20 protein-coding genes are annotated in these 24027 nt (G+C 62.1%); 13 read left to right on the top strand and 7 right to left on the bottom strand.

Annotated features, from left to right (window positions below; all coding sequences use genetic code 11):
* Positions 1–25 precede the first annotated feature (25 nt).
* A complete protein-coding gene (locus NKI88_RS21070) occupies positions 26–1093 on the top strand; it encodes a M42 family metallopeptidase (RefSeq protein ID WP_023688539.1) in 1068 nt (355 codons plus the stop codon).
* A gap of 128 nt (positions 1094–1221) precedes the next feature.
* Here NKI88_RS21070 and NKI88_RS21075 read toward each other — a convergent pair whose 3' ends face one another.
* Positions 1222–2046, bottom strand: a complete 825-nt coding sequence (locus NKI88_RS21075; RefSeq protein ID WP_023672672.1) for an SIR2 family NAD-dependent protein deacylase — start codon at positions 2044–2046, stop codon at positions 1222–1224.
* A gap of 916 nt (positions 2047–2962) precedes the next feature.
* On the opposite strand from NKI88_RS21075, the gene NKI88_RS21080 reads away from it, so the two are divergent.
* Together NKI88_RS21080 and NKI88_RS21085 are read left to right on the top strand one after the other, a co-directional pair.
* A complete protein-coding gene (locus NKI88_RS21080) occupies positions 2963–3133 on the top strand; it encodes a hypothetical protein (protein ID WP_023672674.1) in 171 nt (56 codons plus the stop codon).
* A gap of 39 nt (positions 3134–3172) precedes the next feature.
* Positions 3173–3670 carry a hydrolase gene (locus NKI88_RS21085; RefSeq protein WP_023702861.1) on the top strand — a complete coding sequence of 166 codons (498 nt, stop codon included), beginning with the start codon at positions 3173–3175 and terminating at the stop codon, positions 3668–3670.
* Between the two features lie 194 nt (positions 3671–3864).
* Here NKI88_RS21085 and NKI88_RS21090 read toward each other — a convergent pair whose 3' ends face one another.
* From NKI88_RS21090 to cphA, 3 genes are read right to left on the bottom strand one after another with little or no spacing between them, the layout of a single operon-like run.
* The gene (locus NKI88_RS21090) at positions 3865–4689 is read right to left on the bottom strand and encodes a cyanophycinase (protein WP_352657002.1); all 825 of its coding nucleotides are present in this window, start codon (positions 4687–4689) and stop codon (positions 3865–3867) included.
* The gene (locus NKI88_RS21095; RefSeq protein ID WP_352499992.1) at positions 4686–5585 is read right to left on the bottom strand and encodes an isoaspartyl peptidase/L-asparaginase family protein; all 900 of its coding nucleotides are present in this window, start codon (positions 5583–5585) and stop codon (positions 4686–4688) included. The genes NKI88_RS21090 and NKI88_RS21095 overlap by 4 nt, the downstream gene beginning before the upstream one ends.
* A complete protein-coding gene (gene cphA, locus NKI88_RS21100) occupies positions 5585–8455 on the bottom strand; it encodes a cyanophycin synthetase (protein WP_352657003.1) in 2871 nt (956 codons plus the stop codon). The genes NKI88_RS21095 and cphA overlap by 1 nt, the downstream gene beginning before the upstream one ends.
* A 565-nt stretch (positions 8456–9020) precedes the next feature.
* Here cphA and sdhD point away from each other — a divergent pair.
* Positions 9021–9410, top strand: a complete 390-nt coding sequence (gene sdhD, locus NKI88_RS21105) for a succinate dehydrogenase, hydrophobic membrane anchor protein (RefSeq protein ID WP_027050929.1) — start codon at positions 9021–9023, stop codon at positions 9408–9410.
* A 103-nt stretch (positions 9411–9513) separates the two neighbouring features.
* On the opposite strand, the gene ctaD is transcribed toward sdhD, so the two are convergent.
* A complete protein-coding gene (gene ctaD, locus NKI88_RS21110) occupies positions 9514–11172 on the bottom strand; it encodes a cytochrome c oxidase subunit I (protein WP_352657005.1) in 1659 nt (552 codons plus the stop codon).
* A 311-nt stretch (positions 11173–11483) separates the two neighbouring features.
* Between ctaD and NKI88_RS21115 the strand changes: the two genes are divergently transcribed.
* The 5 genes from NKI88_RS21115 (at position 11484) to NKI88_RS21135 (ending at position 16530) form a co-directional block, all read left to right on the top strand.
* Entirely contained in the window at positions 11484–12311 is an 828-nt protein-coding gene (locus tag NKI88_RS21115) for a DUF2243 domain-containing protein (RefSeq protein WP_023696175.1), read from the top strand.
* A 30-nt stretch (positions 12312–12341) separates the two neighbouring features.
* Complete coding sequence (locus NKI88_RS21120) at positions 12342–13718, top strand: NAD(P)/FAD-dependent oxidoreductase (RefSeq protein ID WP_023832099.1); 1377 nt, start codon at positions 12342–12344, stop codon at positions 13716–13718.
* A 285-nt stretch (positions 13719–14003) separates the two neighbouring features.
* Positions 14004–15476: a protein adenylyltransferase SelO gene (locus NKI88_RS21125; RefSeq protein WP_352657007.1), complete on the top strand. Its 1473-nt coding sequence runs from the start codon at positions 14004–14006 to the stop codon at positions 15474–15476.
* 665 nt (positions 15477–16141) lie between these two features.
* The gene (locus NKI88_RS21130) at positions 16142–16327 is read left to right on the top strand and encodes a hypothetical protein (RefSeq protein ID WP_023688550.1); all 186 of its coding nucleotides are present in this window, start codon (positions 16142–16144) and stop codon (positions 16325–16327) included.
* 2 nt (positions 16328–16329) lie between these two features.
* Positions 16330–16530, top strand: a complete 201-nt coding sequence (locus NKI88_RS21135) for a hypothetical protein (protein WP_352657009.1) — start codon at positions 16330–16332, stop codon at positions 16528–16530.
* A 632-nt stretch (positions 16531–17162) separates the two neighbouring features.
* On the opposite strand, the gene NKI88_RS21140 is transcribed toward NKI88_RS21135, so the two are convergent.
* Both NKI88_RS21140 and NKI88_RS21145 read right to left on the bottom strand, forming a co-directional pair.
* Positions 17163–17321, bottom strand: a complete 159-nt coding sequence (locus NKI88_RS21140; RefSeq protein WP_023724403.1) for a hypothetical protein — start codon at positions 17319–17321, stop codon at positions 17163–17165.
* Between the two features lie 185 nt (positions 17322–17506).
* Positions 17507–17809, bottom strand: a complete 303-nt coding sequence (locus NKI88_RS21145; protein ID WP_352657011.1) for a DUF982 domain-containing protein — start codon at positions 17807–17809, stop codon at positions 17507–17509.
* Between the two features lie 188 nt (positions 17810–17997).
* Between NKI88_RS21145 and NKI88_RS21150 the strand changes: the two genes are divergently transcribed.
* The 4 genes from NKI88_RS21150 (at position 17998) to otsB (ending at position 23976) form a co-directional block, all read left to right on the top strand.
* A complete protein-coding gene (locus NKI88_RS21150; protein WP_352657013.1) occupies positions 17998–19059 on the top strand; it encodes a glycosyltransferase family 4 protein in 1062 nt (353 codons plus the stop codon).
* A 43-nt stretch (positions 19060–19102) separates the two neighbouring features.
* Positions 19103–21265 (top strand): amylo-alpha-1,6-glucosidase, encoded by a 2163-nt coding sequence (locus tag NKI88_RS21155; RefSeq protein ID WP_023672688.1) that lies wholly within the window; start codon positions 19103–19105, stop codon positions 21263–21265.
* 144 nt (positions 21266–21409) lie between these two features.
* Complete coding sequence (locus NKI88_RS21160) at positions 21410–23191, top strand: alpha,alpha-trehalose-phosphate synthase (UDP-forming) (protein ID WP_352657015.1); 1782 nt, start codon at positions 21410–21412, stop codon at positions 23189–23191.
* Positions 23188–23976 (top strand): trehalose-phosphatase, encoded by a 789-nt coding sequence (gene otsB, locus NKI88_RS21165; RefSeq protein WP_352657017.1) that lies wholly within the window; start codon positions 23188–23190, stop codon positions 23974–23976. Before NKI88_RS21160 ends, otsB begins: the two co-directional genes overlap by 4 nt.
* Positions 23977–24027 lie beyond the last annotated feature (51 nt).

Genomic DNA, 24027 nt, shown 5'->3' on the forward strand with positions numbered 1-24027 from the left:
CCCTTGAACCGTGAAAGTCAGCTTGATGCGCGATGAATCACTCAAGTTCTTGAAGGAAATTGTGGCGACCCCGTCGCCGAGCGGCTTTGAGCAACCCGTAGCGGAGCTTTTCCGCGAGTATGTTCGTCCGTATGCCCACAGGTTGACGACGGACGTCATGGGCAATGTCACGGCGATCATCAATCCTGAGGCGTCTATGCGCTTCATGTATGCCGGGCACATGGATGAGGTCGGCTTCATCGTCCATTACATCGACGATGACGGCTTTCTTTTCTTCAGCACCATAGGTGGAACGGATGTTGCTACTGAAATCGGCCAGCGTGTCTGGGTGCACGGCAAGGAGCCGATCCTGGGCGTCGTAGGTCGCAAAGCAATCCAGACCTTCAAAGCCTCTGACACGTCTCAAACTCCCTCGCTGATGGAACTATGGATCGATATCGGCGCGAGTTCGCGAGAGGAAGCGCTGAAGGTTGTAGAGGTCGGCAGCGCGGTCACTATCCATGGCGAGTTTGCAGCGCTACAGGGCAACCTTGCTGTCGGACGAGCGTTCGACAACAAGGTCGGCCTCCTCATCGGCGCCGAGGTCCTGCGCTGCCTCTCCGAGGAGGGAGGCGTTCACCCCGGCGTGGGCCTCTATATCCTGGGTACGGTTCAAGAGGAAATTGGTTCCCGAGGCGCGATGACCTCAGCGTTCAATATCGCGCCTCGAACCGGCCTCGCAATTGATATGGGCGTGGCAATGGACTATCCGCGCGCTCGCGCCGAGGATCAGGGCAAACTGGACCTTGGGAAAGGGCCGGCAATCACTCAAGGCGCGAACACCAACCCGGTGGTGTTCAAACTGCTGAAGTCGGTGGCCGAGAAAGAGGGCCTACCTTATCAGCTTCAGGCGGTGGGCAGCTCAAGCCCTACCGACGCGCGTGTCATGCAGCAGAACCGAGGCGGCGTGGCAAGTGGGGTGCTCTCCGTGCCTTTGCGTTACATGCATACCCCGTCCGAAGTTGTTTGCCTGGATGATGTGCAAACGACGATTGACCTGGTTTGTGCATATTGCCGGCAATTGACGCCGGAGATCGACTTCACGCCAAGATGATCGCTGCGGGATTGATTGTGGAAGTCGTGGCTCCAACAGTCGCCGATCTGGCGCCTGTCGGCCACCGCCTGGTGCGTCGGTCACCGCGCACCTGAGAAACCCGACTGCAGTCCACTAGGGAGCGCGCCTCAGGTCACCGCCACCGCTTCCACCAAACGCCTGAGGAAGTCCGTCAGACCGGCTTCAGGATCATCACCTGCGCCAACGAGCACCGAAATACCCCAGCGCCCAAGCACGGCCTCCTCCACAGGGTTGCGGCTGGGCATGAAGATGAACGAAGGGGGACGATCTTTCTCATATCCAGACCGGTGCCAGGTTTGCCAAAGCCGGTGCAACAGCAGCCGAATGTTTGGATCGGAGAGGCTATAGCCAATGAACAGGATCGTGCTGCCGAGAGCATCCGAGCGAAAGCGGACATCAAGGGGAGAATTGAAGGACAGGCGGTCAAGATAGTCAGTTTCGGTGAGGACAAGGGAAGAGTCCTCGTCAAAGTCGCCGTGAAATTTCACGATGTGGGTTACGCCTCGACGGGCCTGCGCAACGTGCCGTGCGTTGGCCACTTTCACGTACTCTCGACCGTGGATTTCAAAAGCGAGTTCCAGGTTCCGGTCATAGTTCGTCGTATAGATGACGGGAAAATCGAGCGTCACGATGAGACGGTGCAATTCCGATTTCTCGATCCGTTCCTTGGCGACAGACCAGTTTCTGTCCATCCAACTGCGAAGTGGTCCGATGCTGCCATGCTTAATCCGATAGTATTCGGCCAAGGTCTGAAAACGATCGCGTCGCGTGGAAAATTCATCGTCGACGCCGAGCTCCTTTGCCATTCGCTCGATGAGTTTCTCCCAAGACGGAAGTCCGACGCTGATCGATACCCCCGCCCCCACAAACAAAATTGCGCTGCGATGACGAATTGCATTGGCGAGCGAATCTATAGGATCATCATCGTTCATGGATAGGTCCTCCGAAGCCACTCGCGTGGGCCGGACCTAAGGTGCGTGCCCCGGTGCGGGGATCGTGGACGCGGCTCCCCAATTCGAGCCAGCGTGCTCCGCCCTCATCGACGAAATCGGATCGACCACGCACCAGCCAGCCCAGAGGGGGTGGCCCTTGCAGTCCTGCCGAGCCGCTTGCCACGCGAACCGAGGTAGCGGCCGCGAGGACACTGGCTGTGAACTGGAACCGGCGCTGTTGCGGTTTACTGGCCACGTTGATTCAGTTCTGCGCCAGCCATATTGCGCAAAACTCTATCGAGTTTCGCATTCACCAAGAGGTTGCGCCGCTTCGCGCCGATAAAGATGGCGAGAGAGTAAATCATTGTAAGAACAGAGATCATCGTCATTCTGGCCTAAACATCAGCGGCCGGAGATGTTCCATGCGCCCGGAAATATTCCAGTGCAGGTGTTTTTAAATCGCCGAAGCTACGCGCTCAATGCGCGGTTGGTTTCGTGTCCAGGGCGGACGAATTAGCGCAAGGCGGTATTCATCCTCCCACATCGGCGGCGGACTGAAGCGAAATGCTGGTTGTGTCCCCCAGGATGCAAATGAAACGCCGATGCTTTGCATGCGGCCCGGAACAAATGCTCGCTTGCACAGTTCGAGCCATGCAGCGGTCGACCCCCGCGCTGCAAGATCGGTAGCCCGATCGCCCGCGCCGGCCCCTCCCACGGCGCGGGCTTTCGTTTGAATTCACGCTGTCGGGGTTGGAGTCGCTCCACCGTTGTCGCGAGCCGGCTGATATACGCGCTGTCCGGGGGGCTCGCGCGGTGTCGGCGACATCGGCATTCGCGCAGTCCGTCAGGTCAGCCCATGCACGGGAACAACGCGGCACTGTGATGGTTTGGTGGCCTCGGAAGGTGGCAGAGAACGATGGGCAAAAAGCCCAAACAGCACGCAAAATCTACGGCGGATCGCGAAAAGGCGATCGAGGCGCTCTACTTCGCGCGCAAGTGCGGCCTTACGAAGGAAGAGGCACTCAAGATGCTCAGGGAAGCCCCGATCGGGATCGATGATGAAGCCGAAGAGCGCTCCGGCAGTTAGAGGTGACCGCCAAACGCGCATCGCAGCCGGCCGCGGCGCATGATCTTCTTCACTTCCGATACGCATTTCAACGATCCGCGCATTCTGCGCCTCGACCGGCGTCCCTTCGCCTCGTTGGTCGAGCATGACCAGGCGCTGGTTGCGTTTTGGAACGAAACGGTTGGCCCGAACGACGAGGTCTGGCACCTCGGCGATTTCGCCAAGGGTCCAGCCGAGACCGTGTCTTCACTGCTGTCGTCTCTTAACGGGTCCAAGCACCTGATAATTGGCAACAATGATGGCGCCGCCACCATTGGCGACCCGGCCTGGGCGAGCGTGCACCACTACATGGAGCTTCTTGTCGAGGGCAGCTTGCTGGTTCTGTGCCACTATCCTTTTCGCACCTGGAACCAGATCGGCAAGAGGTCGGTAAACCTGCACGGTCATTCGCACGGTCGTCTGAAGCCGATGACGCGCCAGCATGATGTCGGCGTCGACGCATGGGGGTTTCGTCCGGTAACCTTTGCTGCCATTCAGGCCAGTCGCCGCCGGGGCTAGCTCGGCAGAACGCCGGGTGAGCGAAGGTCTTCAGCTTTGCGGGATTCGAGCCGAGAGAGGCCGTCTGTAATCCTGCCGGGCCCGCAACAACGCGACAATCCTGGTTGGGCGACTTCAAATGGGAGAACTGCCTCATATACGGTTTTCGCGGTACGCGGACCGCGCCACACCATCAGCTTGAGTGCGGCGAAGTCTTAAGGAATCCCCACCGGCCGTCGTAGCGCGAGATCGAACCCGTCGCCTGAGCTCAGCACGTGAACCCTCAGATCATGGATGGAAAGGGCGGCATCAGGCTCACCTTCCGCGATGTTGGAATGGGTCACGCCGGCTGCATCGACCAGATAGACAGCGCCGCTGCCGATGACCTTGAACATCTCGCCCTTCACCACGATCGCGGTGTCTTCATCAATGCCGATGCCGAGGACGCGCGGGTTCTGCGACACCGCCCCGATGAGCCGCCCAATGCGGCCACGTTCCGCAAAGTGCTGGTCGATAATGACGTTCGGCAGCAGGCCCAGTCCCGGCGCCATGCGAATGTGGCCGATCCGAAAGGACGCTGCGTTCGGCCCCTTCACCATCATTGTGTCGCTCATGACCGACGCGCCCGCGGAGGTGCCTGCAATGACGCCTCCGGCTTCATAGATTTCGTGCACCCGCTCGTCGATGGGCGTGTCGCCGATCTGGCTGGTGATGCGGAGCTGGTCGCCGCCGGAGAAGAACACCGCGCTCACGTCTGCAAGCGCACTTATTTTCTTTTCATGAGCTGCCTCGAGGCGGTCGTTGACGTAGAGCTCGATGACATCCTTGATGCCCAGCTCACCGAAGGACCTCTGATACTTCTCGAGATAGCCATCCGGCTCATGAGACGCGATGGTGGCAAGCACCAGGCGGCCATTCGGAACCAGGCTCGCTACCTCCTTCAAGATGACACGATCGCCATCATGGTCCTCGTGGCCGCCGATGATGACGAGCGTTCCGGCATTACCGTTCGAGGATCGCTTTTTCTTCTTGTCGGTCATTTGCCCACGTCTTTCTTGCGCAGGAAAACGTGCGGGTGGTTGTCCTCGCTGGTCATGAATGCGACTGCGAACTCCCTGCTGTTATGAGCCCATCCAGACACGCCGGTCGCGGTAAGCACGATGGCTCCGGCTTCGCCGCCGATCGCCTCGACTTCCTTGAGCGCGGGATTCAGCACCTGCTCCAGGCCGCCTTCAGCCTGCCCCGAGGACAATGCCTGCCGCGCCGAGAGTGCCTGCATGACACGGGCCGCGAGAGCCTTTCGCGCAATATGCTCACCATCTCCCGAGAAGGCGACGGCTCCCAACCGGTTGTCGGCATAGTAGCCGCAACCGGGTTGCGGAGAATCCCCCACACGACCCGGAGCACTGCCGTCCAGTCCGCCGGTCGAAGTGCCCACGGCGATGTCCCCGTATTGATCCAGGGCAACCACACCGATCGTATCCTTCGCCTCCGACTTGCTGGAGGCGTCGCGCTGCTGCGGCGTGATCAAATCCGCCGGATCGCAAAGCTCCAGCTGTTTGTCGGCGGCGAAACGCCGGGCCCCCTCCGACGCCAGCAGGATCGGCTCCTCATGCAGCATGGCCTTCGCGACACTGATTGGATGGCGCACGCCCTTGATCACTGCGACGGCACCTACATTGAAGTCCCTGCCCTCCATCAGGCCAGCGCACATCTCGACCTCGCCGTCCGAATTGAGGGCACTTCCATATCCCGCATTGAACGTCGGGTCCGCCTCGAGGACGCGACCGGCAGCTTCCACGGCATCGACCGCGGTTCCGCCGCCGGCCAGGACGGCCCGACCTGCCTCGAGTGCCTCGATGCATCCGTTGCGATGCGCCTCCTCCTCTTGCGGATCGATCTCCTTGGCGCCGCCGTGCAGGATCAGCGACCACATCAGCCAGCCCTCAGATGGCGAATATGGGTCTGATCGGGCCCTCCCCTCGAAGGCGTCGCGCCTCCGAAGCCGGTTACCTGCCGCCACACGGCTTCAACGTCGTCGACGGTGAGCACGACAAGGTCGTTTTCCCGTGCAAGCCTGAGACACACGTCGACGGCCTCCTTCTCGGGACAGACGGCGTGAATGCGGCCTGGGGCGCAGCCGGCGTTCAAGGCACCTTCCCGCAGCAAGCCGGCGATCGCTCCGGGGGCTCGGCCGCGCAGCTCCTGCTCATCCTCCTTGAAGACGATGACGTCGAATATCCGCGAAGCGATCGCGCCCATCTCGCGTATATCACAATCGCGGCGGTCACCGGGTATGGCGACCAAGCCGATCGTGCGCTGATAGCCGCGCCTCATGTGGGAAACGAGCTTTCCGAGCGCCTTCAGCCCTTCCGGATTGTGCGCATAGTCGACGATCGTGCGGAAACCATGCCCGTCGAAGACGTTGAGGCGACCGGGAGATTGCTCGAACGAGGTGCCAAACTCCGCCAGCGCCGCCCGGATCGTTGCCGCCGGAACGTCGTGGCAATGCGCCATAGCGACGGCTGCCAGGCTGTTGGCAACGTTGAATTCGGCCGAACCCTCGAAGGTCGCGGGAATTTCGTCGACGCTCATCAGGAACATCGATTCCCCATCCTCGTGGATGAAAATGTCCCAGCCGTCGCTGCTGGGCTCCCGCGTCACGGCGCGGCCGCCTTCCGCCAGGTGGGTGCGCAAGAAACCGGGCCACTCGCTCCTGCTCGCCAGCGAGAAGTAGCAGATCCTGCCGCCGGCATCTCGCGACATTGCCGACGTATGGACGTCGTCGGCATTAAGAATGCTCCATCCGCCGCGGCGGACGGACTCGACCACGACCGATTTCACCTCCGCCAGGTCCTCGATCGTGTCGATGCCCCTCAGCCCGAGATGGTCGCCGTGGACGTTCAGAACCGCGCCAACATCGCATGCATCGAAGGCAAGCCCTTCGCGCAGGATGCCGCCGCGCGCACATTCCAGCACCGCGACATCGACACCCGGCTCGCGCAGCACGATCCTGGCGCTCTGCGGACCGGAGCAGTCCCCTGTCATGATCCGCTCGCCGTTCAAGTAGACGCCGGTGGTGGAGGTGAGCCCGACGGTTGCCCCATTCGCCTGCAGGATGTGCGCCAGCATCCGGGCAGTGGTCGACTTGCCGTTGGTTCCCGTGATCGCGAAGATCGGAATCCGGCCGTCCTTGCCGCCTTTGAAGAGAAGATCGAGCACGGGCCGTGCGACGTTGCGGGCGCGCCCCGACGAGGGTTCGAGATGCATGCGGAAGCCAGGACCGGCATTCACCTCTATGATGCCGCCGCCGGTCTCGCTGACCGGCCGTGAGATGTCGGGACAGACGAAGTCGATCCCGGCAATGTCGAGACCGACGATCTGTGCCGCCCGCCTGGCGATCAGCGCGTTTTCGGGATGGATTTCTTCCGTCCGGTCGATCGCGGTCCCACCGGTGGAGAGATTGGCGGTGGGCCGCAAGAGCACCATTTGGCCCGGCGCTGGAACGCTCGTCAGGGCGAGCTGCGATTTTGACAGGAAATGCTCGACGCATTCGTCGATTTCGATGCGGGTCAATACCGAGGAATGGCCCTCTCCCCTCCGCGGGTCGCGGTTCGTCTCCTCGACGAGCTCGGCGACAGAACTCCGGCCATCGCCGACCACATGGGCCGGAACCCTCTCTGCAAGCGCCACCACCTTTCCGCCGATTACCAGGATCCTGTGATCCGAGCCGACGAAATGCTGCTCGACGATAACGCTGCGGCTGTGTTCTCGCGCCTGTTCGAAACCCCAGCGGACGTCGTCTTCTGTTGCCAGACCGATGTTGACGCCGCTTCCATGATTGCCATCGAGTGGTTTGGTGACCACGGGGTAGCCCAGCCGTGCGGCTGCCGCGACCGCGTCCTGCGCCGATCGCACCAGTTCCCCGCGTGGCACCGGTAGCCCGGCCTGTTGCAGCAGGAATTTGGTCAGGTCCTTGTCCGAGGCGATCTCGGTCGCAATCTCGGAAGTGAGGTCGCTGCAACTGGCGCGGATGCGCTTCTGATGCTTTCCGTGACCAAACAGCACGAGGCTGCTGTCGTCAATCCGCGCCGCGGGTATGCCTCGCCTCTCGGCCTCGCGCACCAAGGAAGCAGTCGTAGGCCCCAAGGCACGCTCGGCGGCCAGACGCTTGAGTTGCTGCAGCCTGGCTGCGAACTCGAATGGCCCCTGCGTTTCCGCAATGTCGCCGAGCCCCTCGACACCATGCAGATTGGCCGGCAGCAGGCTGTCCACCAGTTCGAGCGCGACGCGCCCGGCGAGCAGCCCGACAAGCTCATCCTTGTAGGCGAACATGACGTTATAAGTGCCCGGACTGCCTTTGACCGACCGTGTCTTTCCTCGTGTCACCCGGTGACCGAGCATGCTCTGCAGTTCCAGGGCGACATGCTCGACGACGTGGCCGAGCCAGGTTCCTTCCTGCATGCGGCGGACGAAGCCGCCGGCGGCGCCATAGCTGCAGCCATGGCCCGCAAGGCCGGGCAACAGTCGGACGATTTGTTCGGAAAACCCGGGCAGTTTGTCTGTCGGGAACGCCTCAAGGGCTCCGAGGTCGATCCGAATCTGGACCATTGGCGTCATACTATAGAGGTGCGGCCCGCGAAACACGCGGGCGTCCACGACGCGGATAGGGCGAAAACGCGAGGCGCCCCGATGAATTTCTTTGTCCGACATAGTCCGTTTCTCCTGACTAACTCCGCAACATCCGGAGGATCGGTTAGTTCCCGGCTCTTTCAGCCCAAATATTTTTGCAGGAGAGAGAAACAAAAGTGGCCGTTAACATATGTTGGCCCAAGAACACCCTCTGGTCATCTCGGCCACGTGCGGTCGCTGTTCTGAGGGCTACTTATCTCTCGGGACGAGGCGGGCCAGGCATTCGCTCGTTTTCACAAGCATTCGCCGGGCACATCGCGCCCGTTGAGCTAGTGCCCGGCTTTAGCTCATGGCGACCCATTGTGCGGGTCCAGCACTGAGGCATTAATCTTCAGCACGCCTTCGGCACCCGGGAACATTTCCAGACGCGTCAGGTTTGGAACCATCCTTGCACCGGAACTACAGCCATGCAGAGTCGAAAATCGGTGAAGGCCGCGCTCGTCAAGGAGATCGACGCGGTCCGCCTTCGTATCTCGCTGCTTGAAAGCGAGCTATGCAGAGATGGCAGACCCAGGCAAATTGGATGGCGTTCAGGATACGAACTGAACGCCCACAAAGCCCGCCTTGTTCGACTGGAGACCGTGCTTGCCCACTATCCGTCGGCACCGACGGCCCGGGCATCGAAACAGCAACAGCTTGAGTTGCGCGCAAGGCAACCAAGTAGTTTTGGGGAAACGCCATGGCTGACAGACCCTCAATCAGAACTCCGCTAGCTCGAGTGCGGGGCCTTGGATCGGCGAAACACGGAACCGAAACGTTCATGCTGGAGCGGCTGACATCTGCTGCCCTGTTGATCCTTGTCATTTACATCGTCGCGGTCGTTATAATGCTGGTCGGTGAGCCTCGAGACGCCGTCCTCAGCGTCGTAGGATCGATCTATGTCGCGCCAGCCCTTATTGGCTTCATTCTCGTAAGCTGCGTTCACATGCGGCTTGGAATGCAATCGATCATCGAAGATTACTGCCATGCCACCGTGCTCAAATCGCTTCTTCTGATCGCCAATTGGTTATTCTGCTGGGCAGTCGCGCTCGCAAGCTTGTTCGCTGTGCTGTTAATCAGCTTCAGATAGCGATCCGGTTCTCAGCTGCAGCCAACGTCTGCCACCAGCAGGCTGAAGTTCGCCTCAGCGGCGAACCGGGCTGGCTTGCGCAAAGGAGTTCGACAACCCGGCCTCATCTGATTTGCGGCAGCCTGTCCCATTGATGGAAAGGGGGTGGAGAGGTCAGCTCCCACTCCAATGTGGTAGCTCCTGGCCCCCATGGGTTCATGCCGGCGGCTCTTTGCCGGTAGAAAGCTTCCAAGATGCCGAAGAGGAAAATCACGACACTCGCGGCCGACAGGTACGATCCATACGAGGACACCATGTTCCAGCCGGCGAATGCGTCGGGATAGTCGACATAGCGACGCGGCATGCCCGCCAATCCAAGGAAGTGATGGGGGAAGAAGACGAGGTTCACGCCGACGAAGGTCGTCCAGAAATGGATCCCAGCCAGAAGCGGATTGTAGAGATATCCCGTCATTTTCGGAAACCAGTAATACCAGCCCGCGAAGATGCCGAAGATCGCTCCCAGTGAAAGTATGTAGTGGAAATGCGCGACGACGAAGTATGTGTCGTGCAGTTCACGGTCGAGGCCGGCATTTGCGAGTTGAACGCCCGTCACCCCGCCTACGGTGAACAGGAATATGAAGCCGAGGGCCCAGAGCATCGGCGTCCGCAGGCTGACCGAACCGCCCCACATGGTTGCAATCCAGGAGAACACTTTTATCCCGGTCGGCACTGCGATCACCATCGTGGCGAAGGTGAAGTAGCGCTGCGTGTCGAGGCCTATCCCGCTGGTGTACATATGGTGGGCCCAGACGACGAAGCCGATCACCCCGATCGCCACGATTGCGTAGACCATCCCGAGATACCCGAAGATCGGCTTTCGCGAGAAGGTCGAGATCACCTGGCTGACGATGCCGAACGCCGGCAGGATCATGATGTAGACTTCCGGGTGGCCGAAGAACCAGAAGAGATGCTGGTACAGCAGCGGGTCGCCTCCGCCGTCCGGCGCGAAGAACGTGGTTCCGAAATTGCGATCGGTCAGGAGCATGGTGATGGCGCCGGCCAGCACCGGCAGAGCCAGCAGCAGCAGGAAGGCGGTGATGAGGATCGACCACACAAACAGGGGCATCTTGTGCAGGGTCATCCCCGGCGCGCGCATGTTGAAGATCGTCGTAATGAAATTGATGGCACCCAGGATCGAGGAGGCGCCCGCAATGTGCAGAGACAGGATGACCAGATCCACGGCGGGACCGGGATGGCCGGAGGTCGACAGCGGCGGGTACAGGAACCAGCCGGTCCCAGGGCCATAGCCGCCGGGGACGCTGGGCATGAAGATCGACAATAAAAGCAACATCAATGCCGGCGGCAGCAGCCAGAACGAGATGTTGTTCATGCGCGGGAAGGCCATGTCGGGGGCGCCGATCATGATCGGAACCATCCAGTTGGCGAAGCCGCCGATCAGGGCGGGCATCACAGTGTAGAAGATCATGATCAGCGCGTGGGCCGTGGTGAAGACGTTGTAAAGCTGCTTGCCGGCGTCGATCGCCGCGTCGCCCTGGTAACCGTAGATCATCGACGCCAGTCCGGGGAAAAACTGGATCCCGGGTTGCTGCAGCTCGATTCGCATGCTCACCGACAAGAGCATGCCGATCACCCCCGCGATGAAAGCGAAGACCAGATAGAGTGTGCCGATGTCCTTGTGGTTGGTCGAAAACAGCCATCGGGTGATGCCGGTCGGCTGGTGGCTGTCGAGACCGTCCGGATCTGCCGCCGTATATTCGTTCATGACCTTCTCCGCTTGAGCCGTCCGTCGCCAGCATCGAACCGTGCTGGAACTTGATTGTTCCCTCCACCGAACCGGCGGTAGGAACATTCCACGGAAGCCGCGGTTAGGTTCCGCGCGGCCGACCCTGCGCGGCTGAGGATCGACGTCCATGCTGGCGATAATTGCTGCGACACTGGTTCTGACTACGGTGGTTGGTGGGCTGATATCCGCCTTCTGGCTCGAGGCGCGTCATGGTCTCCATGACCCCATGCCGCCGGACATGTCGGTGCCCAGGCAACTGAACGCCCCGGCCTGGAGCCGGTGGTCCTGACATGGACGCGATCACCGCGACACTCGACCCGAGAACGCGAGCCGGCTGGCTGCTGCTCGGCTTCGCGCTCGGCGGTTTCTTCGACGGCATCGTCCTGCATCAGATCCTGCAATGGCATCATCTTCTCTCGGGCGTCGCCGATCCGGTGGGTTCCGACCTGCGCTTCCAGATCATGGCCGACGGCCTCTTCCATCTTTTCATGTATGTGCTCGCCGTCGCCGGCACGGTGCTGCTGGTGGCCGCGAGGGCGGCCGGCGCGCGGCCCGGGACCACCACGGAGATCCTGCGGCTCGCCTTCGCCGGGTTCGGCGTCTGGCATGTCGTCGATGCCGTCGTGTTTCACTGGCTGCTGGGTCTGCACCGGATCAAGATGAACAGCGACTTGCCGCTCGCCTGGGATATTGCGTGGCTGGTCATCTTCGGCATCGTGCCGCTTGTGTTGGTGCTGGTGCTGCCCAACCGCGGCGGACCGGCACGCGGTGCTTCGGCAGCGCTTACCAGCATCGTCCTGCTCGCGGGATTGGCAGCCGGCGCCGGCCCGTTCTTCAACGGTGCCGCCAATTCCATCATCGTCTTTCGGGCCGGGATGGAACCGGCGGCGATGATGCGGGCCGTTGAAGTCGCCGACGCCCATCTCAAATGGGTCGACGCCAGCGGCACCATCTGGGCGGTCGACCGCGTCTCATGGCGCGGGTTGGTATCCCTTCACGCGCGCGGCGCCCTTGTGGTCAGCACGACGCCTGTCATTGCCGGATGCCTCGCCTGGACCGATGCCGCCGGAATGAGCAGTAGCTCCAGCCAGCAGCGAGGCACTCCTGCCAGGCTATGACTTCCGGACAGGGATAGGGGAGTATCAAGCATGCAGTTCGCCACCGAGAGCAGCCACGGCCGGAGCCTGACACCGCGCATCGTCGTGGTCGGCGGAGGCTTTGCCGGCCTGGAGGTTGCCAAGGCGCTTGGCAAGGCGGAAATCGGGGTGACGATCATCGACCGCCACAATCACCACCTGTTCCAGCCCTTGCTCTATCAGGTTGCAACCGCCGCCTTGTCGGCGCCTGATATCGCCGAGCCCATCCGCAAGATCCTGGGCCGCTATCCCTCGGTTCAGGTCCTCTTCGGCGATGTCACCGAGATCGGCACCGAGGCCAGGATACTGGTGCTGGCCGATGGGACCACGGTCCCCTACGACATCCTGGTCTTGGCCACTGGTTCGCAGCCATTCTATTTCGGCCAGGAGAGCTGGGCTCGGGTTTGTCCCGGTTTGAAGACCATCGAGGACGCGCGCACGATCCGGTCACGGCTGCTGCTATCGTTCGAGCACGCGGAACGGACTACCGATCCAGTTGAGCAATCCCGGCTGATGACGATCGCCATTATCGGCGGCGGCCCGACCGGTGTCGAACTGGCGGGCTCGATCGCCGAACTCAGCCGGCACACACTGGCGCGCGACTTCCGCAACATCCGGCCCGAGAAGACAAGGATCATACTGGTAGAAGCCGGCGAGCGTCTGCTCGCCGGATTCGCCCCGGAGCTTTCCAGATATGCACGTCTGCGCCTTGAAAGCCTGGGCGTCGAGGTCGCGCTCGGCAACCGGGTCGAGGCGATCGAAGCGCATCAGATCACCGTCGGCGGCCAGGTCATCCCGGTCGCCTTGACGCTCTGGGCCGCCGGGGTGGCGGCTTCTCCGCTGGCCGCCCAGCTTGGTGTCGGGCTCGACCGCGGCGGTCGGGTGAAGGTCGAATCCGACCTGCAGGTCGTCGGCCATCCCGATGTCTTCGCGCTTGGCGACGTCGCACTGGTCGTCGATGGGAACGGCCAGCCATTGCCGGGTCTTGCCCAGGTCGCCAAGCAGCAGGGCGAGCACCTCGGCAAGGCACTGGCACGCCGGATAGATGCTGGCGACACGCTGCCCGCTTTTGTCTTCAGCAATCGAGGCAACACGGCCATCGTCGGCCGCCACGCTGCCGTGTTCGAATCGGGCAGGCTGAAACTGAAAGGCTGGTTCGCCTGGTCTGCCTGGGCGCTCATCCATGTCTACCTGCTCGTCGGTTTTCAGCACCGCGTTCAGGTCTCGATCCAGTGGCTCTGGCGCTACCTGACCTATGAGCGTGGCGCCCGGCTCATCGCCGAGGAACGAGTCGAACCGGGTTCAACATCGTCGCCGGGAGCGGTCCCGAGAGAGCCGCTGCCACCCAAGGCAGACCCTGCCCCGGCATTGCCCGCCCGCACTGACTAGATTGCCGGGTGCTCAGTTCGGAGACAGTGGCGATGCGGGGGTCAGCTCTGGATTCCGCCACGGCCCGGCGTCCCACGGCAGCCCGAACCTCGATAATCGAGGCGGGTGGTTCCCAGCTTGTATCCCGTGCCGGCCTGATGGATCCGGATGGCACCAACGACGTTGCGTCCCTATATGAACAAATGAACACAGGCTCCTCGAAACGGGATCTGTTGAACCCCTCCTCTTCAGAGACAGCTCGTCATGACGTCACCTGCGACTGCTGAACAAACCCCGGTCATTCAGATGGGGCTTCCTGCCCTGAGCAACAGCTATGCGCAACTGCCGGAGCGCTTCTTCGCGCAAACACATCCGAAGCCGGTATCCGAACCGCGGCTGATCCGGTTCAACCGGCCCCTCGCCGAGGAACTCGGGCTCGATGCCGACCTGCTTACCAGCCCAGATGGAGTGGCGATGCTGGCCGGCAACAAATTTCCGGAAGGCTTGCAGGCAATCGCTCTGGCCTATGCGGGCCACCAGTTCGGAAGCTTCGTGCCTCAGCTCGGCGACGGGCGCGCTCTGCTGCTTGGCGAAGTGGTGGACGTCAACGGCATTCGCCGTGACATCCAGCTGAAGGGATCCGGACCAACGCGGTTCTCGCGCAACGGCGACGGCCGCGCCGCACTCGGCCCTGTCCTGCGCGAATATGTCGTCAGCGAAGCGATGGCGGCGCTCGGCATTCCGACGACGCGAAGCCTTGCGGCGGTCCTCACCGGCGACCCGGTCTATCGCGAGGTCCGGATGCCCGGCGCCGTCCTGACACGGGTGGCGGCAAGCCATATCAGGATCGGTACGTTCCAATATTTCGCCGCGCGCCACGATACCGAGGCGCTCAAGATATTGGCCGACTATGCCATTCAGCGTCACTTCCCACAGCTGGCGGGGGAAGCACGGCCGTACCGGGCTTTGCTGGAGGCCGTTGTCGCCGCACAGGCGGACCTGGTGGCGCGCTGGATGCTGGTCGGCTTCATCCATGGCGTCATGAACACCGACAATATGTCGATCTCGGGCGAGACGATCGACTATGGCCCATGCGCCTTTATGGACGCCTATGACCCCAGCGCGGTGTTCAGTTCGATAGACCGCGCCGGCCGCTATGCCTATGCCAACCAGCCTCGTGTCGCCACATGGAACCTTGCGCGCTTTGCCGAGACCCTGCTGCCGCTCATGAGCACGGACGAGAATGAAGCAGTGTCTGAAGCGGAAGAGGTGCTGAGGTCGTTCCAGGCCTCCTATGAGGCTGTGTTGCAGCGCGGCTTCCGCAGAAAACTCGGACTGCTGACCGAAGCGGAAGGCGACTTGCAGCTCGCTGCCGACTTTCTGGATGTGCTGGCTCGCGGCGAAGCGGACTTTACGCTCGGCTTCCGGCGCCTGGGCGATGACCTCGACGCTGCGGACGGCCAAGGCACGGCGCGGCAGTTGTTTAAGGATCCAGGTGCATTCGATGCCTGGTCGGCGCGGTGGCGCCAGCGCATTGCAAGCGAAGCAGCCGACACGGCCACGCGCCGGGCGGCCATGCAATCCGTCAATCCCAAATTCATCCCCCGCAATCATCGCATCGAGGCGATGATCCAGGCGGCGTTGGGCGGCGACTTCACACCGTTCGAGGAGATCCTGGCGGTCGTCAGCCGTCCCTTCGATGAGCAGCCGGGAATGGAACGCTATGCTGAGCCGCCACGCCCGGATGAGCGCGTCCTGCAGACATTCTGCGGTACCTGAGACATTCGTGATGGTCGCTTAACATGTGCAAATGCGGAAGACCCATTTGCAAGCTATCGTCACGGGTACTCTCGTAAGGGCTGAGCTATGACGATCATAGAATTGGCATTCGAATTGCTGGCACGGAAGCTCGTAGACCGTACCGGAATATCAGACGAAGATGCTCGAGACCTTGTCGCAGCCATGGGAGCTGACTGGTCATCGCTCGTGCGAGCAGCGAGAGCGATCAAAGAGACTTAGGTCTTTTGACGTCGTTTTAGCTGCCATCAGCTGCAGGCAGATCGGACCAGAGGCTGCGGCCGCGATCCAGGCGCGACACCGCGCTCGTCACCGATCATGTCAGCAACGTGGTCAGCACTGTATTTCGGTCGCTCCAAATTGAGCCACTGAAGCCCGCTACGCAAGTCGCCGGAAGCTCGCAATAAACTGCGATAGCAGCCCAGTCTTGGGGTTTATATTGCAGGCCCGCATCACTGGCGGGGCGACGCGGACCTGCCCAGAGATTGCCTGTCCTCGACCAGTAACGCGGGCCGCTGCCGTTTCTTGAAATCCGCGTTGGGAGTCAGATTCCGTCGGCACCGAAAAGCACAGGTGCTGACGAAGCAGACGGAACTTCCCCCCACGATCACGGTTTGGAGTCACGATGCCAACCCAAGGAGATGCAGATGTCGAGCAAAATGCCGCCCGTGCCGCCTGAGAACCAGAGCCAGAAGGGTCGGGGAGAAGGGCGACAGGTTAGCCACGATGATGCCCAGCACGGCACTCACGGAGCGCCGGATCCGGAGCGCCAAGGGCAGCAAGCCAACACCAAGGTCAACACCACTCATCAGGGCCGGCAGCAGGATCGGTGATCATGTCCACATCGAAGAAACACCCGAACACGATCCGGCAGGGCGGGCCAGGCGCATCGCACGAGAACGCCAGAAAACCCTTACAGATCAAAAAGCCCCCGGCGGATGAAGACCGTCGATCCAAAAGCCGAGTTTCAGGGGGTGGCGGCGAAAAGGACAGTCATCATTCGCACAATCTAGCCAAGAAGGGTAGCAACAGTTGAACCCACGCTTTGTGAATGATTTGTGCTTAAAGCGCGCCGCGCCCGAACGGGCTCAGGCGACGCGCTTTAGATCTCTGTTTTATGCGTGTCGTTGTCTCAAAAACCGAGTCCACTTTTGAGCGACATGCATTAGCCGGACCAGCGTATGGATCGGCGAGTCCAGCCGAAAACCGGAGACGGTGGGCCCGCACCACTGGCGGAGCGATGCGGGCCCGGCCAAGGGTTACGGCCCTCGACCAGCAGCGAGGGGCTCGCTGCCGCATCCAGAACAAGCCCCGTAATTTCAGGTTCCGCTTATATACAAAAAAGCCGGCCACCTTTCGGCAGCCGGCAGTTCCAACAGAACAAGGGAACGTGCACTGATGGGGCAGTGCAACGCCCGAAGTGTTTCGAGGCGACGATGTTCCACGGCAAATCCACGGACTCGCCGTTTCGATCTACATTGGCCGGATGGAAAGATCTTTGACGATCTCCCAAGTTCTCGGGGAGCCCAGTCCGACGTGTGGCGCCCGGTCTGCGCCTTTGCTCCCTATGCGGCCAGCAAGCTCATCCTTGAAGAATGCCCGCCGCGACTGCCGCGCGCGTCAACACCGGCGTGCAATTGGTCGAGCGCGCGGCAGACCGGGGACGCGTCAAGTCGAGCGTCTGTCGACGTAGGTGTAGACGCCGGCCCCAATGGCAACCGCGCCGACCGTGATCACGATCGATGGCGCGCCCATCAAACTGGCAAGGACCGCCCAGATGAGGGCGATGACGATAGCGCCGAGTGTTCCCAGGATCAGTTTCGGCATTGTCTACCCCTCCACGTTCGGACCGCCCGTCAATGGTCGTCACCCACCGGTCATGCGAAACGCCGCATGAAAGCACAGTGTAGCCCATGAGGTGAAGGGCCGCGCCGGAATACTCCGGTGCGAAAAAGATGATGCCCGCGCCGCCAAAGCCCGGGTGTTCAATAGCCAAATGGCTGGACCGGCGTCTAGCGCCTCAGCGCGTGGACTTCCGCCATGCTTTCGCCGCCCATCGGCATGGCCATGTCATCATCGAGCAGCCGGGTGATGCGGGCAAAGCCCGTAAACGCCTTCCTGGCTGCTTCGGCCGACATTCTGCCCGACAGGGCCGCGGAGCAGCAATTCACGGCGCATTGATACACAGGCCCACGCCGTCCCAATGGCCATTTCTGCAAAAAGACCATCGCTTCGGCAACGCTGTCGACTTCCTCGACGGGGTGTCCCTGCCCGCGCGCAATGCGCACGGGCGTAAAGAAATGCAAGCGGTCCATTTTGTTCTCTCCCTGGTCGGCCGCAGCGCGGACCAACCCTATTAAATTCGCGGATAGCGCGTTTGTTCCGCTTATTGCAAAAAATCTGCGCTGGTGGGCTTGGGTTGCCGACGCCCGCTTTTGTCCGGAACGTTAGGCCGGCTGATGCATTTCGCTCTCGTGATTGCCTTGAGGGACACGTTCAAACCATGCGGATAGCCCATGTCGCCCCTTTGCACGAATCGGTGCCACCCCTTCTCTATGGCGGCACCGAGCGCATCGTTTCCTATCTGACCGAAGGGCTGGTCGAACTCGGCCATGAGGTGACGCTGTTCGCCAGCGGCGACAGCCGGACGTCGGCCAGACTGATACCAGGTCGCGAACGCGCGCTACGCCTCGATCCGCGTCCACTGAAATCGGACACGGCGGCGCATCTTGCGATGCTTGCCGATGTGAGGAACCGAGCCCACGACTTTGATATCATTCATTTTCACCTCAGTCATTTCCTGCATTTCTCGTTCTTCGAGACCATGCCGGACAAGACGGTGACGACGCCGCATGGTCGGCTCGATTATGTCGACCTGGCGCCAGCCTATGAGCGCTTTCCGCGCTTTCCGCTGATCTCGATCTCACATAGCCAGAAGACCGGGCTTGCGAATGCCAATTGGCTGGCCACCATCCATCACGGGCTGCCGACGGGTCTCTATCAGCCGACCTTCGAGATGGCGGCGGGCGAACCATACCTTGCCTTTCTCGGCCGGCTTTCGCGCGACAAGCGGCCGGACCGGGCCATCGACATCGCCTTGCGCTCGGGCATGAAGCTCAAGCTGGCGGCCAAGATCGGCGACGATGACCGCGGCTATTTCCATGAGACGATCGAGCCCTTGATCGATGGCGACCGCATCGACTATGTCGGCGAGATCGCCGAGGGTGAGAAGACTGAATTCCTCGGCAATGCCGCTGGTCTGCTGTTTCCGATAGACTGGCCCGAGCCGTTCGGCCTTGCCGCGATCGAGGCGATGGCGTGCGGTACGCCAACCATCGGCTGGAACTGCGGTGCGTTGCCGGAAGTCATCGACCATGGCGTTACCGGATTTGTCGTCGATTCTCTCGACGCCGCGGTCGCCGCGGTGCCGGCCTTGCTGCAACTCGACCGGCGAAAGGTGCGCGCCGTCTTCGAAAGTCGGTTCTCCGCCAACAGGATGGCGCGCGACTATCTCACTGCCTATGCGCGTCTCATCGGCGCCCCGGCTGAATCGAAAGCGTCGTGAACGACGGCGGACGTTCCGAGCCCGAAACAGAGATTTGTGACTGATGACCGAACTTGACGAGCGCAAGCTCGACCCTGCCGTGGCCCTTGCCTCCCTGGACGAAACCGCGCCGCGCGAGCCGCACCGGCTGTTTGCCCTAAAGCAAGGCGACTGTTTTGCCGTGGCCGATGCCTACGGCGATATCAGGGGTGCGGGCGACGGTTTCTTCCGTGACGACACCCGGGTGCTGTCGGAGTTCAGGCTCACCGTCGGCGGCCGGCAGACATCGCTGCTCGGCGCCTCGCTCAGCCAGGACAATGTGCTGTTCACCAGCAATATGACCAATTTGCCGATGCAAAGCGTCGGTGGCCGCGACATCCCGCAGGGCGCCATCCATATCGAGCGCGTCAGGCTGTTGTGGCAGGACCGGCTGTTCGAGCGCATCACCCTTTCCAACTACAGCCAGGAGCATTCGGCAATCCGCGTCTCGCTGCATTTTGCCGCCGATTTCCGCGACATGTTCGAGGTGCGCGGTTCGACCCGGCCGAAGCGCGGAATGGCGCATGCAGCGGAGATCGCGCCTGCCTCGGTGCTGCTGCGCTATGACGGACTGGACGGGCTGGCGCGGGTGTCGGCGATCTCGTTCTCGCAGCCGCCAGACCAGTTGAGCGCCGAGCGCGCGGATTTCCTCATCGCAGTGACCAAGCGCAGCAGCAAGATGCTTTACGTCGAGGTCGGCGCGGAACTGACCGAAACGCCCGACCGCGACCGCTTCCGGGCGGCCGCGGCGCGCGCCCGTTTCGGCATGCGGGCCAAGCGCCGCCATGGCGCGACGGTGCACAGTTCGGGTCGCGTCTTCAACGATTGGGTCGAACGCGCCCGCGCGGATGTCGCCTTGCTGACCACCGAGTTGTCGACCGGCCCCTACCCCTATGCCGGCATCCCCTGGTTTTCGACGGCCTTCGGCCGTGACGGCGTCATCTCGGCGCTGCAGATGCTATGGCTCAACCCCGGCCTGGCGCGCGGCGTGCTTGCCTTCCTCGCCCAGCACCAGGCGACCGAGACATCGCCTTTCAGCGACTCGCAGCCCGGCAAGATCATGCACGAGACGCGCAAGGGCGAGATGGTGGCGCTGCAGGAACTGCCTTTCGGCCGCTACTATGGCGGCGTCGATACCACGCCGCTCTACATCCACCTCGCCTGCGCCTATGCCGAACGCACCGGCGACATGGACTTCATCGCCAGCCTGTGGCCGTCTCTCTGCGCCGCCGCCAAGTGGACGGAAGAGGCGAGCCGCGCAACCGGCTTCGTCACCTATCAGCGCGCTGCCGAATCCGGCCTTGCGAACCAGGGCTGGAAGGACAGCTTCGACTCCGTCTTCCACGCCGACGGGCGCATTCCCAAGGGGCCGATCGCGCTGGTCGAAGTGCAGGGTTATGTCTTCGCCGCCTTCAGGGGCCTTGCCGCTCTCGCCCGCCGCCGGGGCGAGTTCGCGCAGGCCGAGCACTGGGAAAATCGCGCCGAAGAGATGCGGATCGCCGTCGAGCGTGATTTCTGGCTGGACGATCTCGGGTTCTATGCGCTGGCGATCGACGGCGCCGGAGAGCCGTGCAAGGTGCGCACCTCGAATGCCGGACACCTGCTCTATGTCGGCCTGCCCGAACCGGCGCGGGCTAAGATGGTCGCCGACCAGTTGCTTTCGGCTTCCTTCCACTCCGGCTGGGGGGTGCGAACGCTTTCCGACGATGCTGTGCTGTTCAACCCGATGTCGTACCACAATGGTTCCATCTGGCCGCATGACACGGCGATGTGCGGCGCCGGCCTGGCGCGGTTCGGCGAGCGTGACAGCGTGGTGCGGCTGATGAGCGGTACGTTCGAATCGGCAGTGCATTTCAACATGCGACTGCCGGAACTGTTCTGCGGTTTCACCCGCTCGCCGGGCGAAGCGCCGATCGCCTACCCCGTCGCCTGCCTGCCGCAAGCGTGGTCGGCAGGCTCGGCCTTCATGCTGATGCAGGCGTGCCTCGGTCTGGAAATCGACGGCTGGAACGGCGAAATCCACGTCACTCGACCCCGTTTGCCGATCGGCATCGATACGCTGACGCTCAGGCATCTGGGTGTCGGCGAAAAGAGGGTCGATCTTACCTTCCAGCGCGTCGGCGACCGCGTCGTCGCCTTTCTCGCCGACCGCCATGAAGGGCTGGTTCCGCTGATCGTGCGGACATGATCTGAACGGCCTTCAACGGGAACCGAACCCAGGGTTTGTGCGTTGCGAAAAACACAGGTTCTCACGGGCGATCGTCGGCTGCGAACACTCAAATCGAACCATGAAGAAAAAGGCCCTGGCGGCCAAAATTGAGTTGGAATTGGAATGACTGATTATGGCATGGCCCTGCTCTGGGTCTTGATCCTTGCAAGCCTTGGCCTTTCGATTCTAGCCGTTATGTTATCGATCTCCAGGCAACGTCGTAGCCATAGCTCGACGGTTGCACCGACTGCCGGCGAGGACGTCGCATCGGAAGCGACGCGCAAGGTCTTGCGGGAGTTCGAGAAGAACGGACAATCTCCCGACGCGGCGCTGGTGAACTGGTCGCCCGACACCTTGCGCAAGATACTTGCCGACGACCTGCCGGACGCGCAGGTCATCGTCGTCTCGAATCGAGAACCCTATATCCACAACATCAAGGACGACGGCGTCGAGCTTCTGGTGCCGGCCAGCGGCCTGGTGTCGGCGCTTGAGCCTATCACCCGCGCCTGCAGCGGCACCTGGATCGCCTATGGCGGCGGAACTGCGGATCGTCTGACGGTCGACAGCAACGATCGGGTTCAGGTGCCGCCGGACAATCCGTCCTATACGCTGCGCCGCGTGTGGCTGAGCGACGACGAATATCAGGGCTATTATCTCGGCTTTGCCAATGAAGGGCTTTGGCCGCTCTGCCATATCGCCTTCACACGGCCGGTCTTCCGTGCCTCGGACTGGGAGGCCTATGAGGCCGTCAACCGCAAATTCGCCGATATGGTGGTTGCCGAGGCGCGCAATGAGCGGCCGATCGTGCTGGTTCAGGATTACCATTTCGCGCTCCTGCCGCGCATGATCCGCGAGCGCCTGCCGGAGGCGATCATCATCACCTTCTGGCACATCCCGTGGCCGAACTCCGAAGTGTTCAGCATCTGCCCATGGCGCGAACGCGTTCTTGATGGACTGCTCGGGAGCTCGATCATCGGCTTTCACACCCAGTTTCATGCCAATAATTTCACTGAAAGCGTAGACAGGTTCCTGGAAAGCCGGATCGAGCGCGCCGACGCCGCGATCTCGTATGGCGGGCGGACGACACTGGTGCACGCCTATCCCATCTCCATCGAATGGCCGGCCGAACTCCTGGCCAAACTGCCACCGGTCGAGGAAAGCCGCGCCCGCCTGCGTGAGCGGTTCGGCCTGTCGGCGGACGTCAAGCTGTGCGTCGGCGTCGAGCGCCTGGACTACACCAAGGGCATCCTCGACCGCTTCCATGCGCTGGACGAATTGTTTACGCGCCACCCCGAGTGGATCGGCAAGGTAGTGTTCCTGCAGATTGCTGCCCCAAGCCGCGGCACGCTGCCGGCGTACCAGCAATTGCACGATGAATGCCTGCGTTATGCCAACGAGCTCAACCAGCGCTACGGTCATGACGGCTACAAGCCCGTGGTCATGGTGGCTGAGCACCATTCGCAGCAACAGGTCTATGAGATCTATCGCGCCGCCGACATCTGCATGGTCACCAGCCTGCATGACGGCATGAACCTCGTAGCCAAGGAATTCGTCGCCGCGCGTGACGACGAACAGGGCGTGCTGTTGCTCAGCACGTTTGCCGGCGCGTCGCGCGAACTGCTGGAAGCACTGATCGTCAATCCTTACGACGCGGCGATGATGAGCCAGGTGCTGCTGCAGGCGCTGACCATGTCACCGGACGAACAACGCGAGCGCATGCGCCCGATGCGCGAAATAGTGCGCGACAACAATGTCTTTCGCTGGGCCGGCAGCATGCTGCTCGATGCGGCGCGCCTGCGCAAACGCGGCGACCTCGAAAGAGCGACAAGTGTCGCCGAGCGGCCCGCAAACACCGGCAGCAACATCGTCTCGCTGTTCGACCGCATGCGGAAGGTGGCGTCATGAATAGCCTGTCGAAAGCACCGGGCCTGCCAACCGCACCCGACCTGCCGGAAGGACAATGGGCGCTTTTCCTCGACATCGACGGCACGTTGCTGGAGCACGCCGCGCACCCCGACGCCGTGTCCGTGAGCGACGAACTGCGCAACCTCCTCGGCGCCGTCGACAAACGGCTGGACGGCGCCGTCGCCTTTATCACCGGCCGCTCGGTCGAGGGCGCCGACCGCCTGTTTCATCCGTTGAAGCTGCGTGTTGCCGGTCTCTATGGGCTGGAACACCGGCTGACGCCGGACGGCCCGGTCGTTACCGCGGATGCTCCCGCCGATATCGCTGCCCTTGCCGACGCCATCGAGGCCGAACTCGATGACGGCCTTGTTCATATCGAGCGCAAGGGTCCGATCCTCGCCATCCATACGCGTGCGGCGCCGCATCTGCTGGCCAGGGCAACGCATCTTGCCGAACAGGCATTGACCGAGCTTCCCAAGGGCTATCGGGTTATCCCGGGCAACGCCGGCGTCGAACTCATGCCGCTCGAAGCGGCCAAGGGCGCTGCCCTGCGGCGTTTCATGGCAATCCCGCCCTTTGCCGGACGGCGGCCGGTCTTTCTCGGCGACGACACCGCCGACGAAAACGGTTTCGAGGCGATCAACGAGGCCGGCGGCATCTCGATCCGGGTCAAGCCGCGTGGGCCGACCGTGGCCCAATACAGGCTCGATGATGTCACCTGCGCGATAGCTTGGCTTGCCGCCAATTTCGACGCATCACCGGCCCTCAACCGCAAAGCGTCCTGATCCCTGCCGTCTGCGGGTCGAATCAAGATCGCCGCGATTGCGCCGACCTTC

The sequence above is a fragment of the Mesorhizobium sp. M0317 genome (genome assembly GCF_040321555.1).
In the GTDB taxonomy this organism is placed as follows: domain Bacteria; phylum Pseudomonadota; class Alphaproteobacteria; order Rhizobiales; family Rhizobiaceae; genus Mesorhizobium.

Bases quoted from the DNA above. Each gene is read 5' to 3' on its own strand.
- NKI88_RS21085 (WP_023702861.1), top strand. From the start codon at position 3,173: ATGATCTTCTTCACTTCCGATACGCATTTCAACGATCCGCGCATTCTG.
- NKI88_RS21150 (WP_352657013.1), top strand. From the start codon at position 17,998: ATGCGGATAGCCCATGTCGCCCCTTTGCACGAATCGGTGCCACCCCTT.
- NKI88_RS21080 (WP_023672674.1), top strand. From the start codon at position 2,963: ATGGGCAAAAAGCCCAAACAGCACGCAAAATCTACGGCGGATCGCGAA.
- NKI88_RS21070 (WP_023688539.1), top strand. From the start codon at position 26: ATGCGCGATGAATCACTCAAGTTCTTGAAGGAAATTGTGGCGACCCCG.
- NKI88_RS21140 (WP_023724403.1), bottom strand. From the start codon at position 17,321: ATGCCGAAACTGATCCTGGGAACACTCGGCGCTATCGTCATCGCCCTC.
- NKI88_RS21115 (WP_023696175.1), top strand. From the start codon at position 11,484: ATGGACGCGATCACCGCGACACTCGACCCGAGAACGCGAGCCGGCTGG.
- NKI88_RS21090 (WP_352657002.1), bottom strand. From the start codon at position 4,689: ATGACCGACAAGAAGAAAAAGCGATCCTCGAACGGTAATGCCGGAACG.
- NKI88_RS21075 (WP_023672672.1), bottom strand. From the start codon at position 2,046: ATGAACGATGATGATCCTATAGATTCGCTCGCCAATGCAATTCGTCAT.
- NKI88_RS21125 (WP_352657007.1), top strand. From the start codon at position 14,004: ATGGGGCTTCCTGCCCTGAGCAACAGCTATGCGCAACTGCCGGAGCGC.
- NKI88_RS21095 (WP_352499992.1), bottom strand. From the start codon at position 5,585: ATGTGGTCGCTGATCCTGCACGGCGGCGCCAAGGAGATCGATCCGCAA.
- NKI88_RS21155 (WP_023672688.1), top strand. From the start codon at position 19,103: ATGACCGAACTTGACGAGCGCAAGCTCGACCCTGCCGTGGCCCTTGCC.
- NKI88_RS21160 (WP_352657015.1), top strand. From the start codon at position 21,410: ATGACTGATTATGGCATGGCCCTGCTCTGGGTCTTGATCCTTGCAAGC.
- NKI88_RS21145 (WP_352657011.1), bottom strand. From the start codon at position 17,809: ATGGACCGCTTGCATTTCTTTACGCCCGTGCGCATTGCGCGCGGGCAG.
- NKI88_RS21120 (WP_023832099.1), top strand. From the start codon at position 12,342: ATGCAGTTCGCCACCGAGAGCAGCCACGGCCGGAGCCTGACACCGCGC.
- sdhD (WP_027050929.1), top strand. From the start codon at position 9,021: ATGGCTGACAGACCCTCAATCAGAACTCCGCTAGCTCGAGTGCGGGGC.
- ctaD (WP_352657005.1), bottom strand. From the start codon at position 11,172: ATGAACGAATATACGGCGGCAGATCCGGACGGTCTCGACAGCCACCAG.
- otsB (WP_352657017.1), top strand. From the start codon at position 23,188: ATGAATAGCCTGTCGAAAGCACCGGGCCTGCCAACCGCACCCGACCTG.
- NKI88_RS21135 (WP_352657009.1), top strand. From the start codon at position 16,330: ATGTCCACATCGAAGAAACACCCGAACACGATCCGGCAGGGCGGGCCA.
- NKI88_RS21130 (WP_023688550.1), top strand. From the start codon at position 16,142: ATGTCGAGCAAAATGCCGCCCGTGCCGCCTGAGAACCAGAGCCAGAAG.